The sequence below is a fragment of the Moritella sp. 5 genome (genome assembly GCF_018219455.1).
Classification (GTDB): Bacteria; Pseudomonadota; Gammaproteobacteria; order Enterobacterales; family Moritellaceae; genus Moritella.
Genome location: NZ_CP056122.1, coordinates 39434 through 57346, shown reverse-complemented (window position 1 = coordinate 57346; position 17913 = coordinate 39434). Strand labels below are relative to the sequence as shown.

Below are 17913 nucleotides of genomic sequence, written 5' to 3'. Positions count from 1 at the left end.
ATTAATTCGAATAAAAAAGGACGCAGTCGCGTCCTTTTTTAATACCTAAAATCGAGCCATAAATTAATTCGTTTTTGCTGCTAGGTATTTAATCAGTTCGGTTAGCTTAACGTTGAACTCTTCACCACGCGCTTGAATACTGCCCATGTTAATTTGGTATTTACCATTAACGATTAATGCAGGTACACCACGGATATTCTTCTTAGCCGTATTTTTATCCATGCGTGCTACTTTACCATTCACAGCAAAACTATTCACTGCGGCATCAAATTTCTTGCCATCGATACCTGCGTCAGTAAATACTGTACGGATATCATCACGACCAGAGAAACGACGCTTTTGATCATGAATCGCAGTAAAGATAGCAGGTGACATTTGACCTTCAACATTCAACAACTCTGCAGTCGCAAATGCTTTTTGCATTTCAATACCCATTTCACGACCAATAAAAGCAACGTGATTTTTTTCTACTTTAATATCGGTACCAGCAAGACGTTTTGTAACATCTGTCATGATAGGTTCGAATTTACTACAATGCGGGCAAAAATACGAAAAGTATTCAGCAACTTGTGGTTTTGATGTTGCCTGCTCTGAAATCACATCATAATGCACACCTTCTTTAAACTGTGTGGCATTCGCAAAGGGTAAAAATAGTATTGCTGTGATCAATATAAATAATTTTTTCATTATTTTTCCTTACTGAAAATTTAAATTAGACATTATTAACTGTACAAAAAATTAGTAATTAGGAATGAGAGATAACGGCGACTTTTGCATATTATCAATCTGTTCATGTAAAAATATGACCTGCTGTTTCCAATACAGTTCATCTGTAAACCAAGAAAAATGACGACTAAAAGCAGGATCATCCCAACGTTTAGCAATCCATCCCATGTAGTTCATCATACGCATCGCACGTAGTGGTTCAATTAGCTTCAGCTGTTTTGGATCAAAAGAACAGAATTCTTCATAACCTTCTAACATCACTTCCAATTGTAATAATTGTTCATGGCGATCACCGTGTAACATCATCCACATATCTTGTATCGCAGGTCCTTGACGACAATCATCAAAATCCAATAGTGTGACCTTATCACGCCACAATATATTTCCCGCATGCAAATCACCATGTAAGCGAATTAGCTGATGAGAATCAGGCTTATATTTCAACGTAATTTCTTTTTCCAACGCATCATAAACATCAAAAAATGATGTTTCTAATTGCTTAGGTACAAAATTATTCTGTTGCAATATCAGCTTTGGGGTTTGCACAAACTCGGCGATCGATAATGTTGGTCGATGCAAGAATGGTTGCTTGTTAGCTAATTGATGAACGCGACCCAAGTTACGTCCAACCGATTCCAGTGCATCTAAGTTATCCACTTCAATAGGACGACCACCTGTACTTGGAAAAATAGCAAAGCGGTATCCCTGATAAATAAATAGACTACAACCATCAAATTGTAACGGTGCAACAACATCGATATCAGCTGACTTTAACTGTAGAGAAAAATCGTGTTCTTCTTGGATCTGTTCATCACTCCAACGAACAGGGCGATAAAACTTAACCACAAAGCGTTTACGATCTTCATCTAGAAATTGAAACACACGATTTTCATAGCTGTTTAATTCCAACAACCCCGAATCAACACGGATACCGGTAGATTCTATCGCATCCAACATAAGGTCAGGGGAAAGCAAACTGTAATCAACAGGTAGGTCTGTCATTTTTTATTTCCTAAAATACGAGTACCTATATCCAAATAACTATCATAGACGTACAACAGATCTTAGATTGGATACAATAATAGCAAGCCCAGTATAACTGGGCTTGCTACTTACTTTAACTTACATTGATTATAAAGCTATTTATAGTTTATTGCAGGCACTATAATTTGCTGATAAAACGACTTTGTTGAGTAAAAACATAATGCTCATTACCCTGTTCAGTAATCACAAAGTTTATTTTAATCACAGGTTGTTTCAAATCATACGGGTCAATGGCTAAACTCACTGGCTGCACGAATAATTCACCCGGCAATACTTCAATTTCACGGGGGCCAAACCACTCATGATCAGGAACGTCGATAACAGATAAACTGTATTTTTGGGTGAATGATGTCTTATTGATAATCTTAAGTGTATAAGTATTTTCAATATTGCCGTCGGAATTTTCACGATATAATGCATTTCGGTCACGAATAATATCCATTTGTACTGGCGAAATACTCATTACACTCGTAGCAAACATTACCGTCATGAGTGTCATTACGATACCGTAACCCACTAACTTGAATCTACTTTTCTGATGAGGCTTATTATTTAGGTCATTCTCAGAGGTATAACGGATCAACCCTTTCGGATAGTTCATTCGCTCCATCGTTTGATCACACGCATCGATACAAGCACCACAGTTAATGCATTCATACTGTAGACCGTCACGAATATCAATACCTGCAGGACATACTTGAACACATAAATTACAGTCGATACAATCACCTAAGCCTTTCGCTTTATAATCTGTTTTACGTGAACGAGGACCTCGTGATTCACCACGATTAAAATCATAACCGACAATCAATGTATCGGTATCAAACATAGCAGATTGGAAACGTGCGTATGGACACATATGGGTACACATAATACTGCGCATCCAGCCAGCATTACCATAAGTACAAAATGCAAAAAACAATACCCAGAAGTACACAATACCACTCGCCTGAAGAGTAAAAAATTCAGTATAAAGGTCAATAATAGGCACAAAATAAGCCATAAATGCGAGCCCAGTAAACAGTGAAAAACTTAACCATGCGGTATGCTTAAGCACTTTCTTCTTTACTTTATCTGCCGTTGTAGGGCCTTGATTCAACTTCAAACGTTTATTTGCTGAACCTTCAATTTTCTCTTCAAACCAAATGAAAATAAATGTCCAAATAGTTTGTGGGCACATAAAACCACACCATACTCGCCCGAGGTAAGCGGTAACAAAAAATAATGCGAATGCGCCAACAATCAGAAGCAAGGCTAATAACATGAGATCTTGAGGGAAAATCGTTAAACCAAAAATATGAATACGTTGTTCAACGATATTTAATAGGATCGCCTGATGCCCGTCCCATTGGAACAAAGGTAATGCTAAAAACAGCACCATAAAAAACCAGCCCACGTATTTTCTCAATCGCTGAAATACACCACTCATATTCCTTACGTAAATATGATTATCAGGACCGACGTTGGTATATTTAGGCTTAACTTTAGGGGTTATATCTTTTATATTTATGCGTTCTTCAGACATTACATGCTCCTTATTTTTATATCTTCAATTATATCAAAGAAGCTAAATAAGTCGCTATAATCCTCTGACTTATCTCACGCTTATTAATTTAATCAAACACTTATCACAATAGAAAAACTTACAGACTGGTTTGAAAGTAAGTTCACATCGCGCCAATTATTTTATCTCTTAATGGATATGATTATTTATAAACTAGCGGAGGTATTGAAACACAAATAAGGCCTGTAAGCATAGTACAGATCAGTACTAAACTGCCCTATAACAGATACTTTCGTTATAAATAGATACTAGAACAGTTTTTATTTACATTGGGTATGAAGTAATGCACTTAGCTAAGGTAATTAGCGCTTGGCGTATTTGGTCAGTAAGTAAATAGGAACAATTAATCCGCATGCAGTTTTTGTATTTACCATCACTTGCAAACAAGGTTCCAGGTGCAATACTGATATTATGATTATCCAATAGGATTTTAAGTAACTCACCGGTATTTATATCATCAGGTAAAACAACCCATAAAAAATAACCGCCGCTAGGTCGCGTGATCTTCGTTTCCGCAGGGAAGTATTGCTCAATAGCATGTTGCATTTGCTGCTGCCGAGATTCGAGCTTGCGCCTTAACCTACGCAGATGAATATCATAACTGCCATGTAAAACAAATTCAGCAAGCGCTAACTGATTCGGCACAGCGGCAGAAAGTGTTGTCATCAATTGTAGTTGCTCGATTTGTTTCGCATAGCGACCAGCAACTACCCAGCCGACTCTAAAACCAGGGGCTAAACATTTTGAAAATGATGAACAATGTAATACTAATCCTTGCTCATCATACGCTTTAATTGGTTTCGGTTTACGTTCTGAAAAATATAGCTCACTGTAAACATCATCCTCAAGTAAAGGGATCTGTTTTTCCGCTAATAGATTTCGAATCGATAATTTATTTGCTTCAGGCATCGATGCACCAAGCGGGTTTTGATATTTACTCATTAACCAGCACGCTTTAATATCATGTCGATTTACAGCTGTTGTTAGTGCGTCTACTGATATACCCAACTGTGGGTCCGTCGCAATTTCAACGGCCTTAAGTTGAAGTCGCTCTACCGTTTGCAAAACACCATAAAAAGCCGGAGATTCAATCGCAACAGTATCTCCGGGTTTAGTTACCGCCATAAGACTCAAACCCAACGACTCCATCGCCCCAGACGTGATCACGATGTCATCAATTGACACGTCAATGCCATCACGGATATAACGCTTGGCAATTGCGCGGCGTAATGCCACGCTACCAGGCGGAAGCTCTGTCACCGCACTGTGTGCAGGCATAGTTTTAATGGTTTTCGCGAGTGTTTGACCTAACTGTTTCAGTGGAAATAAAGCAGGATCCGGGAAAGCAGAACCCAAAGGAACGATATCAGGACGTTTACAAGCGGTTAGCACTTCAAAGACATGCTCATTGATTTTTATCGAACGGTTGATCATCTGAGGGATAAGTGGCTGCGGTATTGCGAGACGGTTAAGATGCGCAGCAACAAAATAACCAGAGCGAACCTTGGCATAGATCCAGCCTTCCGACTCTAATAGCTCATACGCTTTTAAAACAGTCATCGGACTAATGTTTTGAATTTTACTCATCTTACGAATCGAAGGAATACGATCACCTGGTAACCATATTCGTTGTTCAATTTGCAATTGAATTTCAGCAGCTACCGCATGATAGCGACTTTTTTGTAAGAGCATGAATTATTATCTACCTAAATCTATCTACCTAAATCTATCGACCTGAAAACATAGCAAACAACCCGTAGTACACTAAAGTCGATTAAGTACGAGTTATTATATACGATCTTTTTATAACTATACTATCTTCTCAATCCAGACTCGCCACCTCAACAACGATCCATTACAGATATTAGTTTTTACGCATATAATGATGAAACTTCTCAACCCAGGCGAGTAGCTTTTCCGGACTGTTATTGCGTTTCCAATTACCCGCAACATATTTATTTGCTTCGCTCATGGTTGGATACGGATGGATCGTACCCAGCACTTTATTCAGCCCCAATTTATATTTCATTGCTAGCGTATACTCCGCCAGCAATTCACCAGCATGAGTAGCAACGATAGTCACACCAAGAATTTTATCGCTATTTGCTGCGGTAATAACTTTAACAAAACCCTTAGTTTCACCATCAGTAATCGCACGGTCGAGATCATCAATCTCATATTTTGTCACTTGATAAAGTAACCCTGCTTGTTTGGCTTCATTTTCATTTATACCAACGCGAGCCAATTCAGGGTAAGTATAAGTAACCGCAGGAATAACACGGTAGTCAGTGGCGAATTTCTTCACCGAGCCAAATAAGGCATTTACCGCGGCATACCAAGCTTGATGCGCCGCGACATGGGTTAGCTGATACGGCCCAGAAACATCACCAACCGCATATATATTTGGGATCGATGTTTGTTGGAATTCATTAATCTCGATGAGACCGCGATCCGTAATGACTAAATCTAACGCCTCTAAGCCAAATCCGTGAATATTAGCCTGACGCCCTAGCGCTAAAAATACCTGATCAAACGCAATGGAATCGCCATTCGATAATACCGCACTATATTGACCATCTTCATTCACAAAGCGCTCAACTTTATTACCTAACAATATAATGACACCATCCGCTTGCAACTCGGCTTGCACGACAGCAACAGCATCGGTATCTTCGCGACCCAGTAATTGTCCCGCCATTTCAACTTGTGTAACGCTTGAACCCAAACGAGCAAAACTTTGTGCGATCTCACAGCCGATAGGACCACCACCTAATACTAATAAACGACTTGGTTGTTCAGTTAATTGCCAAAGTGTATCCGACGTTAAATAGGGTACATCTACTAATCCTGGAATTGACGGTACAATAGGACGCGCCCCAGTTGCTACAACGATACTTTTTGTTGTTAATATCTGTCCACCAACCTGCACACGCCAGGGGTCAATAATACTAGCTTCAGCCGTAATGCATTCGACCCCCATCGCCGAATAACGCGCAATAGAATCATGCGGCTCAATGGCCTTAATCACATTCTGAATACGCCCCATCACATTTTCAAAATTGATATTTTTAATTTCAGCATCGATACCAAACTCATTCGCACGACCAATTTCAGCGACTGCATGCGCACTACGGATCAGTGCTTTAGAAGGTACACATCCCGTATTTAAACAGTCACCACCCATTCGGTGCTTTTCAACTAAGGTTACTTTTGATTTAACCGCTGCAGCAATATAAGCGCTAACCAAGCCACCGGCTCCAGCACCAATAATGATCATATTACGATCGTATGATTTTGGTTTATCCCAACGCGCATAGCGCTTTCGCTGAGTAAACATCGCTAACCCACGTTTCGCAATCCAAGGAAAAATAGCTAAGAGTACCAATGCACTTAATAACGACGGTGAAGCGATACCAGATAAACTATTGAGTTCACTTAGTTGCGTACCAGCCCATACATAAACTGCCGTACCAACTAACATACCTATTTGGCTAACAAGGTAGAAATTACGAGTACTAATTTTAGTTAATCCCATTAAGATATTGATTAAAAAAAATGGAAATACAGGGATCAAACGCAATGAGAATAAATAAAAGTTACCTTCTTTTTCCATACCTTTATTAATCGCATCTAAACGGGCGCCAAACTTCTTTTGCACGTAATCGCGTAGCAGATAACGGCTAACTAAAAAAGCCAGCGTAGCACCAATAGAACTAGCAAAAGAGATCAGTAACAAGCCATAACCAAAACCGAATAACCCACCGCCAAGTAACGTCAGTAACACTGCGCCAGGTAATGAGAACCCCGTTATCAGCACATAACTAATAAAAAAAACTAACATAGCGAATACTTGATGCTGGTTAATATACTCACCAGAGGTTTGCTGCAACGCTTTGATTTGTTCCAGAGAAGCATATTGGTTTAAATCAAGTCCATACCACAATGAAAACACAGTAATAATCACTGCAATTATAATTTTTTTACTATGCGATTTTTGTTCACTATTATTAATAGCCATGTGGCATCATCCTTGCTTTAATTGGTTATTCAATCTTATCGTAAGTTTAATCTTGAATAATCACAAAAGTCTCACGACTACCTGTTATTTCTATATACAACTCTTGCTCAGTAAATGTCTCTTAGAGTATCTAGACACTATCAACACCTTGTGTTTGCTTTGCTACAGAGCCCTATTTCCATTTCAATACGTTTTAATATATTGAAATGTACTCTTCTGATTTTTGTATTCTAGAATCAGCGCTCCTGTTCTATTTGTTCGCATGAATTCATCGAGGGTTAAATCAAATCCATAAGCAGTTGATGGTGACATCGTTTGTTGAAATATACTGTGTTTATTATGGTTAAAATCATGACCATGTCCGCATATTATATTCACACAGTTTTTATTTAGCTTATTAATAATATCATCAACATTTTCAATACCAATTTCATTAAACCATTTAGAGTTACTTACTTTTAGTATTGGATGGTGTATTAATATTGTTACTTCTTTCTTTCTTGACTCTTTTTTTATTTTAGACAAGTCTTTATTTGATACTCGGCCAGACCCAAGCATCATTAATCTGTTTATGGGCTTGTGGCTAGAGTCAATAAATAAATACGTCATCCCATCGATGCTAACCTTTTCTTTTATAAGAATATTACTCCCAGAAAAAGATTTTCTCATCAAATTTATATCGTCATGATTTCCTGCTATTGCGTACACTTTAGCATTTGGTATATATTCATTTAAAATATTCTTGAAATTATTATATTTTTCTATAGATGGAGAGGTGTATATATCACCCATAACAAATAGAAACTTACAATCATCACCAATTTTCATTAATGCTTTAATTAAATGCGTTTCATTTTCCGTATTACCCAAGTGGCAATCACTTATAATGTGAATCATTTTGCTCCTTTATTTTGAAATTAAAACCATGTTACATGGGAACAACAAAGCTTGAAATCGCACTTTTAATTATGCCGTAGTTACGAATAATCTTTGATGCGTTGGTCTCATCCACTAGACATGACTCGACGAATTTACGTTTTTCTAGAACAGGCTTCAGTTGAGTGCATATTTAAGCACCCAACGGTTTAACATTGATTGGGAAAATGGATTATGTAGTCCTAGAAATTGATTGTCATAATGCCTCTTAGAATATCGAAACATTATCAACACGTTGGTTTACTTGCTCAGTTTTGCCACATAGTTCCCAAAAGCCCCCAAAAAATAAGACTTAACTCACACCGAAGATACAGTTTAATAAATCCATGGCAACAAAAATAACCAGCTCGCAGCGCTGGAAAAATGGTAAAACTATATTAAACGAAGAAGAAATTGAGCAAGTTATTGAGGTATTGTTTGATCAACAGTGAAAATATTCGGTGAATACTAACGCGTGGTGCATGATCAGCGTTAGCCAAATGTTATTTTACAGAATCAATAGACTCATCAATTTAGCCTAGTATAGGAAAATGCCACTAGACTAAACGAATAGACTACAAAATTTTTATTTTTTGTAATCTAAGATGATAAATGAAAATATATGTATAGGCGTGGGGCTAGCTAATTTAGCGTTTATAATTTTAACGAGTTGAATGATAGCCGTGATCAAGTGATAGTATTTGAGCATAGTACATCAAATAAACACGATAAAAATAACAGCGATGCATGTTCATCCCCTCATCGCTGTTATGCAAAACTGTTTATCCAATTAAATAATAAATTGTGGACCGAATCCAAAGCTCCACATAACAACAGTGATCCCCATTGAAGCCACAAACAATACAAGCCCAACTGTTAATAAAGATGACGCATAAATAAAGCCACGTTCTTCAGTAATATGCATAATAATCGGCACGCCGGTATATAGAGCCCGTACCGAAAATGCGACCCCAACTAATAGAGCTAACATGATCACCCAAGCAACAGGGATCAAAGCTGCGATACCAGTAATAAAAATAGGGGCAGCAGTATATGTAGTTAGCTCTAGCGCTTGAGTAAAGCTGGATGATGATCCAAAGTTACCCGCCATCCATTGCACAAACAGCGAAAACGTTGCCACAATAGCAATACTCACAATAACCATACCGACAGCCATTATCCCTGCACTGGAGGAAGATAAATAGGTTGTATCTCCAAAGCCAAGCTTCCAGCCTGTCACTGTCGCGGTATACCATGCAGATATAGCAGGTATTAACGCAAAGAAGAACAGACTTACTACTACCGATAATAAAGACTCATGGTGCGTATCAATATCAATCCATTCATCCTTGGGTTGTACGTATAAACCCCATAAGTGTTTTACTAACATCAGCTAATTCCTTAATGTAAGAGTTTCATTAAATTAAGTATTAGCGAATATATTGAGATTGCCAGTTACGCAACTAACAATTAGTAATTAGTGTGACTCAGTAATCAAGTAGTGCTCAATTTGCTCTGCAATCCAATCTGTCACAGCGCCACGACAAAAGTCTACCCCGGTAACTTCGCCATAAATCTCCCAACTCATCGACTTTTTATAACGAAGTACTTTAAGTGTTTCACTTCTAAGCTGATCCGTGATCAAAGGAGCCGGTACTTTAGCCCAGCCAACGCCATTACATACCGCATCACGCAAATATTCATAAAATGTTAAACCGATATAACGGTGGCTAATCGAAGTCTCAACAGTTAATAAATCATCCATATAAGCCAATACAATCTCGGTATATAAAGCCAAATCATTACTCGTTAAACGACTACCAATAGTATGCAATGGGTGATCCGCAGCAGCGACCACCATCATTCTAAGCTGACCCAATTCACAGCGTACATGCCGTTGATAATCATGAGTATCCGAGATCATCCCGTAAGCAATATCAACTTTGTTATTTTCCACATAAGCGATTAATTCCGGTGTAGGAGCGGCATACATAGATAAGGAAGTTTGTGGAAATTTCTTTTCTATTTGGCTAATCAATTGATTCCAGAATTTCTCCGGTAAAGCATCATCTCGGGCGATACGTAAAGCAGATTCCGCGCCAGCTAAATAATGAGCACATTTAGCATGCACCCCCTGAGAAAGGTGAAGTATACGCTGACAATCAGCAACGATATTTTCACCTATATGGCTTAATTCAATTTTATTACCACTACGTAATAGCAAATCCACACCTAACTCATCTTCAAGTGCAAGCAGTGCGGCGCTAACTGTAGAACGGCTTTTACCAAGCTTTATGGCCGCTTCAGAAATAGACCCAGTTTTAACCGCCAACAAAAACATCTCTATTTGTATTAATCTCATAACAACCCTTAGTGACGAAATAAACGACGCTGAGCGATTTCATCTTTTTAATAACCAGCGATACACTTAAACCCATAGTAATTAAATAAGAAATTAATTACAGCATTATTAATACAAATAGGGACTTTTTATGTATCACAGCATGATGCTGTTTTTCGCCATTATTGCTGAAGTCGCAGGCACTATTTCCATGCGTTACTCAGCTGAAAACAACCCAGTAATGGGTACGGTAGCGATGATTGTATTAATAGGGATATCTTATTTTTTATTATCTAAAGCAATCCAAAAAATTCCATTAGGAGTGGCTTACGCAATTTGGGAGGGGGTTGGGATCTTGCTCATTACAGTAATGAGTAATTACCTGTTTGATGAAATTATCACTCCCGCTAAGATTTTCGGTGTTGGCTTGATCGTCGCTGGACTTATATTTATTAACACAGATGAAGGACATGATGATGAATAATGCAGAACTCATACACATCCTATTCTTGTGTTTTTCCATATTGTTAGATATCACCGCAAATTACTTTTTAAAATTATCAGATGGTTTTAAAAATAAATTACCAGGTGTATTTGCAATTGTACTGGTTGCAATGGCATTCATCAGCCTAGGTCAAGCGGTACAGTCAATCCAACTATCGATTGCCTATGCGACTTGGGGCGCTGGCGGTATCGTTGGCACCCTACTAGTCGATAAGTATATGTTTGGCGAAACGATAGGACGTCGCAGCCAAATAGGCGTACCACTGTTAATTTCAGGCATTGTGGTTCTGCAATTTTCACACTAAACGTAATAATTAACTCAACAATAAATCATATAACATGAATTAATATATAAAAGATAAGAGGCTATATATGTCGGAAACCATTCAAAATCCAGAAATCGATTTTCAAAGTGAGGTTGCACAACGTCGTCAAAAATTGGCAGACTTACGTAACCAAGGTAATGCTTTTCCTAATAGCTTTCGCCGCGATGCGATCTCAAATGAACTGCTAAATAAATACGATGATAAAAGTGCAGATGAGTTAAATAAATTACAAGTTACGGTAAAAGTAGCTGGTCGTATCATGACACGTCGAATAATGGGTAAAGCAAGTTTTGTAACGCTACAAGACATGGGTGGTAAGATACAACTATATGTAAGCCGCGATAACCTGCAAGAGAATTTCTATAACGAGCAGTTTAAAAAATGGGATATTGGCGATATTGTTGGTGCTGAAGGTACATTATTCAAAACCAAAACTGGTGAGTTAACGCTTAACTTAACCAATATCGAACTGCTGACAAAAGCGCTACGACCTCTGCCAAACAAGTTCCACGGCTTAGCAGAACAAGAAACCCGTTATCGCCAACGTTATCTCGATTTGATCGCCAACGAAGAAGCACGTAATACATTTACAATTCGCTCTCAAGTTGTGACAGGGATCCGTAATCTATTAAACAAACATGGTTTCATGGAAGTGGAAACCCCTATGATGCAAGTGATCCCTGGTGGTGCCTCTGCCCGTCCATTCATAACACGACACAATGCTTTAGATATGGATATGTATTTACGCATTTCACCAGAACTTTATTTAAAAAGACTTGTTGTTGGCGGTTTTGAACGTGTATTTGAAATTAACCGTAACTTCCGTAACGAAGGTATTTCAACACGCCATAACCCAGAATTTACCATGCTTGAATTCTACATGGCTTATGCAGATTACAATGATTTAATGACTTTAACTGAAGAAATGCTACGTATATTAGCACTCGATATTCTTGGTTCGCCAATGGTACCTTATGGTGATCTAACATTTGATTTTGGTCAGCCTTTTGCAAAAATAGGTATGAAAGACTCAATACTGAAATACAACCCAGAGATCCGTGCAGAGCAACTTGCAACATTAGCGGCAGCAACTGAATTAGCAGAAAGCCTGAATATTAGAATTGATTCAAGCTGGGGAATAGGTCGTGTGATCACCGAGATTTTCGAAGAAACAGTAGAAGAAAAATTAATTCAACCAACCTTTATTACAGAATATCCAGCAGAGGTATCACCGTTAGCACGTCGTAATGATAATGACCCTCTTATTACAGATCGCTTTGAGTTCTTTATTGGCGGTCGTGAAATTGCGAACGGCTTCTCAGAGTTAAATGATGCTGAAGACCAAGATGCACGCTTTAAAGAACAAGTACAACAGAAAGAAGCGGGTGATGACGAAGCGATGTTCTATGATGAAGATTATGTAACTGCACTTGAGCATGGTTTACCACCAACGGCAGGACAAGGTATAGGTATCGATCGTTTGGTCATGCTATTTACCAATAGTCATACTATTCGTGACGTAATTTTATTCCCAACATTACGTCTACAGAATAAATAATACACGAGTATTAATACAAGCAAGGTAGCCTTAGGTTGCCTTGTTTACCATATCTAATCCGTCAAATTACAATACTCGTGCTTTGACTTTAATCGTAGGATGAGCAATTTTCTGTTGCGCCGCAATTAACTCTAATTCATAACTGTTCTGTTTAAACGTTTCTTGCAATACAGAATCAACAATAGCATTCGTCAATTCAAAAGCATGCACAGCTGTATGACCAGCTAATAAATTAGCTAACATCACGCCACTAATTAAATCACCGACACCAACTGGCTGGCGAATAAAGTCATACAAAGGACGAGTAATGTGGAAGTAACCATCAGCCGTCGCTAACAACATTTCAAACTGACTTGCAATTATACCTGCTTTACTCAAATGCTTAACCAATACAATCTTTACGCCTTGGTCTAATAACAAAGAACATGCTTGCTTCACCTGCTCTATGTTCTCTATTTTCATATCCGTCAGCGTTTCTAACTCAAGTAAATTTGGCGCTATGACATCTGCTTTTGGCAATGCGTGATATTTGAAAAAATCCATGACTTCAGGTACAACAATGCAGCCCTTTTCAGGATGACCCATTACCGGGTCACAAAAATATAAAGCATCAATGTTATGCTGTTTAGCTTGATCTACTGCATAAAGTACTTCCTTGCCTTGTGTGGCTGAGCCGAGGTAGCCACTTAATACAGCGTCACAACTTGATAAGCTGTCAATATTGACTAAGCCATCAACTAGACTCTTAATTTGATCAACTGGCATTACCATTCCTTGCCACCCTTGCTGATACTGGGTGTGGTTCGAAAACTGTACCGTGTTAATCGGCCACACCTCAACCCCCATTCTACGCATAGGAAAAACGACAGCACTATTACCCGCACAACCAAATACAACATGAGATTGAATAGACAAGATAGATTTCATAAATAATACCTTAACAAGAAATATAAAAGAGGGCATAAAACCCTCTTTGGTTGAATCATCAATAATATTAATTTATAGATAAAATGGTTAAATGCAACCTAATCTTGCTTTAAAACCTTCACTGTATAGCTACCATCTGCTTGATGGTATAAACCATGAATATCGGTTTCAAAACCAGGGAACTCTGTACCAATTTCACACAGCATTTCTAAGAAATCTAATACTGGGCGCGATGTCTCAGTGATCATCTCACCAGGTAATACAAGTGGCACACCAGGAGGATAAGGCAGGATCATATTAGCATTTACACGATTAACCATCTCTTCTAGCTTCACTTCTTCAGTGTGGCCACGTAACTCTTCTTGCCACGCCGCATTCGGTGTTATTTTAAGTTCAGGTAATACATCAAAGGCTTTAAACATAAGCTCTGGCAGTTTGAATTTCTTCATCATGTCATGAATACCTTGAGCTAAGTCTTGGATTTTCATGTCTTCATAGAACTTTGGATCTTCAGCATATAACGTAGGGATGAAGTTTTTCACCGTTAAGTTTAAATCAAAACCACGTTTGAACTCAGTTAGAGCGCGTAATAATGCCAATGACTTCGCTTTATCAATACCAATCGAGAATAGGAATAACAGGTTATATGGACCTGTTTTTTCTACCACAACACCACGCTCATCCAAGAACTTAGCCACTAATGACGCAGGGATACCCGTTTCAGCTAGGTTGTCATCATCCATTCCGGGAGTTAACAACGTTACTTTAATTGGATCTAAGTACATGTGGTCTGCATCGATATCTTTAAAGCCGTGCCAAGTGTCTTTTGGATCTAGATTCCAACACTCGGTTTTTTCAATATCTTCTGGTTGCCATACATCAAAGAACCAACCTTCTGTTTCTTTTTCAAGGCGTTTAACTTCTTTACGGAAACGAATGGCACGATCGATAGAATCTTGCATTAATTTTTTACCTGTATTACCACGCATCATCGCTGCTGCAGTTTCAGTTGACGCCACAATAGAATATTGTGGCGACGTTGAAGTATGCATCATATAGGCTTCATTGAATGTTTCTTTATCAATGTCGCCTTTAATGTGGATCATCGATGATTGTGAGAATGCAGCCAATAGTTTATGGGTAGATTGTGTTTCATAGAACACTTTACCAGGCATCGCTTCACCACTCATACCGCACTTACCTTCGTAAATGTTATTGAAGTTAGTGTAAGGAACCCAAGCACTGTCAAAGTGGATAAATTTAGTATCCAATGTTTCTTTAATATATTGGGTGTTATATAGCAAACCATCATAAGTAGAATTAGTTACTACTGCATAGTTTGGCATAACGGCATTTGGTGTAGCCGCTACTTTAGTTGCAATCACGTCACGACTGAATTCACTTTGTGGAATACCACCTAAAATACCGTACGCGTTACGCGTTGGACGGAAGTAGATTGGCGTAATGTCACTCATCATTAATAAGTGAGTCAGTGACTTATGGCAGTTACGGTCGATAAGCACCGTGCTACCAGATGGCGCAGAGAACATACCGACAATCTTGTTTGCAGTCGATGTACCGTTCGTCACAATATAAGAGTGATCTGCGTTAAATGTTTTCGCAATGTACTCTTCAGCTTCTTTATGTGGACCTGAATGATCAAGTAATGAACCAAGCTCTGGCATCGACACTGATACGTCAGCTTTAAAGGCATTTGGACCATAGAAATCATAGAAGATACTACCTGCAGGGCTACGTTGGAACGCCGTACCGCCCATGTGACCAGGAGTACAGAATGTATATTTACCTTCTTCAACATAGTTAAACAACGCTTTTGTGAATGGAGGCATTAGTTCACCTTTGTACTTCTCAATCGCTTGATTTATTTTTAACGCGATATCATCGCTCATTCCTAGCGCGTATTCGAAGAAAGATACATTCAAACGCAACTCAGTTAATGATACATCAAGGGCCGATTGCTCATTAGCAAAAGTAAATACTGGTAATTTTTCGTTTACCGCATTGATTTGTTCACAAAGGGTTAGCGGGTATTTATCCCAATCAAAGATCGCGCCACAGATACGAGGATTCATTTCGATCATTTTAATCAAATCGTTGTCATCAACAGGATAAACAACCTGATAACCAGCTTTTTCTAAAGAAGCATGTAATTGACGAATAGGCTCTTCTTTAAAGAACACACCCATGTGGTTTAAAATAGCAATAATGTTCATTTGGAAATCTCCAAGACGAATGAGGGCGCTCGCTATCATTTGATAGAGATTAGAGAGCGCCTAAAATTAATTAAAAGGGTTTATTGAAATTGATTATTCAGATTAAGCAGTTTTAGATATCGCAGCAGGCTGAGTTTGAGAAAGACCTTTCTTCTTGCCGTAGAAAACAAGAATGATAAGCGAGACAAGGAAAGTACCTGTTAATGCAGAACTTTCTGCTCCAGCGAGGGCGATTAGACAAAATACACACGCAATGCCAGAGAAAAACATCACGAAGATATTACGTGTGGTCATGCTTTCTAGACGGATTAAGTTAACGCTTGAATAAAAGTAAGGCAGCATAGTGAGTAGCACTGCAATTGTAGTGAGCTGATTGAATAAATCGCCGGTATTTGATGAGCCACTAAACATAGTGATGAATGCCATCAAGAACGTCATCTTAATTGAAGCCAGTACTAAACCTTTCTTAGCAACACCAGATTTGTCCGTTTCACCATAAACAGCAGGAAAGTTACCATCAGCAGCAGCACGTTTACCGGCTTCACCAACCAACATCATCCATGAACCTAGCGATGTGAAACAAGCAAGCGCAGTAAATGCAGCAACAAACGGTGCAGACCAACTACCAAAAATAGACGTAGTAGCAAGAGCAAAAGGTGCACCAGAAGCAGCGACTTCAGCAGCAGGGAACATACCGGCAATAACTTGCGTAGATAAGATATAGATAACACCAGCTAACGACGTACCAAGCATTGTAGCTAACGGCACTGTGCGTTTAGGGTTTTTAACCATACCTGAGGACACGGCTGCAGATTCAACACCAACGAATGACCATAAACAAATAAGTACAGCACTAATAATGGCGCTTGAATCACTACCAGATGACACATTCCAATTCTGGCTGTAAACCGTGGTATCAAAATGAGCCCAACCGACTGTAGCTGTACCAATCACAGGGATAAGAATAAGTACAAGACCTAATGTGCATAAACGGCTAACCCAAGTACCACCAAGTAAGTTGATGAAAGTAAATATCCATACCGATGCAATGGTTGCGATAGCGGCTGGAATTGGACTTGATAAAATAGGGAAGAACACGGAAAGATAAGAAACACCTGTAATAGCAATCGCTAAGTTACCAATCCAGTTGGCGTGGTAATAAAGCACACCCGTTTGAAAGCCAAGTACTGGCGCAACATCACCAGCGTAACCAATCGGTCCACCTTCTTGTGGGTCTTTTGTCGATAAACGCGCAAATACAAAGGCTAAACTTAGCGCACCAACCAAACAGATTATCCAGCTAAATATAGATACCGAACCGACAGCAGCTAAAGAAGACGGTAACAATGCAATACCACTGCCCATCATGTTCCCGGCAACAACACCAGTACAGGCAATTAAGCCAATTTTTTTTGTATTAGATGACATCTCATCTCCCAAATTTTATCAAGTAGAGCAATATGCTCAGTAAGCAAACCAGTGATTAAATGGTGATATTGCCGAGAGAAAAAATGAGTCTCAGCAGGCCACCTGAATTTCTAATTGCAGGTTACGTTGAATGAGAGAGAAAAAAATAAAGGTAAAATGAACAATAAAATCATTAGGAAATTAAGCGAAGTTTATATATTCATTATAATAAAACCAATTTTTAACGATTAAAAACAACATCTTACGATTAACCAGATAAAATAGGTTTATATTTTCGAAAAAGTATATTTATAAAGATTAAATATGATGCTTATTAACCAAACACCAA

At 38.6% G+C, this 17913-nt stretch carries 14 protein-coding genes; 3 read left to right on the top strand and 11 right to left on the bottom strand.

The features are described from left to right. Positions 1-63 precede the first annotated feature (63 nt). The 8 genes from HWV01_RS00230 to HWV01_RS00195 all read right to left on the bottom strand — a co-directional run bounded on the left by HWV01_RS00230 (position 64) and on the right by HWV01_RS00195 (position 10629). Positions 64-687 (bottom strand): thiol:disulfide interchange protein DsbA/DsbL, encoded by a 624-nt coding sequence (locus HWV01_RS00230; RefSeq protein ID WP_211673567.1) that lies wholly within the window; start codon positions 685-687, stop codon positions 64-66. Between the two features lie 51 nt (positions 688-738). Next, on the bottom strand, positions 739-1728 hold the full coding sequence (locus tag HWV01_RS00225; protein WP_211673566.1) for a serine/threonine protein kinase: 990 nt from the start codon (positions 1726-1728) through the stop codon (positions 739-741). 160 nt (positions 1729-1888) lie between these two features. After that, positions 1889-3295: a cytochrome c oxidase accessory protein CcoG gene (gene ccoG, locus HWV01_RS00220; RefSeq protein WP_211673565.1), complete on the bottom strand. Its 1407-nt coding sequence runs from the start codon at positions 3293-3295 to the stop codon at positions 1889-1891. Between the two features lie 303 nt (positions 3296-3598). Beyond that, positions 3599-5026, bottom strand: a complete 1428-nt coding sequence (locus HWV01_RS00215; RefSeq protein WP_211673564.1) for a PLP-dependent aminotransferase family protein — start codon at positions 5024-5026, stop codon at positions 3599-3601. Between the two features lie 172 nt (positions 5027-5198). Further along, complete coding sequence (locus HWV01_RS00210; protein ID WP_211673563.1) at positions 5199-7352, bottom strand: FAD-dependent oxidoreductase; 2154 nt, start codon at positions 7350-7352, stop codon at positions 5199-5201. A gap of 183 nt (positions 7353-7535) precedes the next feature. Beyond that, the gene (locus HWV01_RS00205; protein ID WP_211673562.1) at positions 7536-8249 is read right to left on the bottom strand and encodes a metallophosphoesterase; all 714 of its coding nucleotides are present in this window, start codon (positions 8247-8249) and stop codon (positions 7536-7538) included. Between the two features lie 808 nt (positions 8250-9057). Then, complete coding sequence (locus tag HWV01_RS00200) at positions 9058-9657, bottom strand: Yip1 family protein (protein ID WP_211673561.1); 600 nt, start codon at positions 9655-9657, stop codon at positions 9058-9060. Positions 9658-9744: 87 nt separating this feature from the next. Beyond that, entirely contained in the window at positions 9745-10629 is an 885-nt protein-coding gene (locus tag HWV01_RS00195) for a LysR family transcriptional regulator (RefSeq protein ID WP_211673560.1), read from the bottom strand. Between the two features lie 130 nt (positions 10630-10759). Here HWV01_RS00195 and HWV01_RS00190 point away from each other — a divergent pair, with 130 nt between their 5' ends. From HWV01_RS00190 to lysS, 3 genes are all read left to right on the top strand, one after another. Further along, positions 10760-11092: a multidrug efflux SMR transporter gene (locus HWV01_RS00190; protein ID WP_211673559.1), complete on the top strand. Its 333-nt coding sequence runs from the start codon at positions 10760-10762 to the stop codon at positions 11090-11092. Further along, positions 11079-11417, top strand: coding sequence for an SMR family transporter (locus tag HWV01_RS00185; protein WP_249185407.1), 339 nt, complete (start codon positions 11079-11081; stop codon positions 11415-11417). Before HWV01_RS00190 ends, HWV01_RS00185 begins: the two co-directional genes overlap by 14 nt. Positions 11418-11484: 67 nt before the next feature. Then, complete coding sequence (gene lysS, locus HWV01_RS00180) at positions 11485-12996, top strand: lysine--tRNA ligase (RefSeq protein WP_211673558.1); 1512 nt, start codon at positions 11485-11487, stop codon at positions 12994-12996. Between the two features lie 66 nt (positions 12997-13062). On the opposite strand, the gene pdxY is transcribed toward lysS, so the two are convergent. The 3 genes from pdxY to cadB form a co-directional block, all read right to left on the bottom strand. Next, positions 13063-13923, bottom strand: coding sequence for a pyridoxal kinase PdxY (pdxY, locus tag HWV01_RS00175; protein ID WP_211673557.1), 861 nt, complete (start codon positions 13921-13923; stop codon positions 13063-13065). 98 nt (positions 13924-14021) lie between these two features. After that, positions 14022-16157 (bottom strand): lysine decarboxylase, encoded by a 2136-nt coding sequence (gene cadA, locus HWV01_RS00170; RefSeq protein ID WP_211673556.1) that lies wholly within the window; start codon positions 16155-16157, stop codon positions 14022-14024. 102 nt (positions 16158-16259) lie between these two features. After that, the gene (gene cadB / locus HWV01_RS00165) at positions 16260-17585 is read right to left on the bottom strand and encodes a cadaverine/lysine antiporter (RefSeq protein ID WP_211673555.1); all 1326 of its coding nucleotides are present in this window, start codon (positions 17583-17585) and stop codon (positions 16260-16262) included. Between the last annotated feature and the right edge of the window lie 328 nt (positions 17586-17913).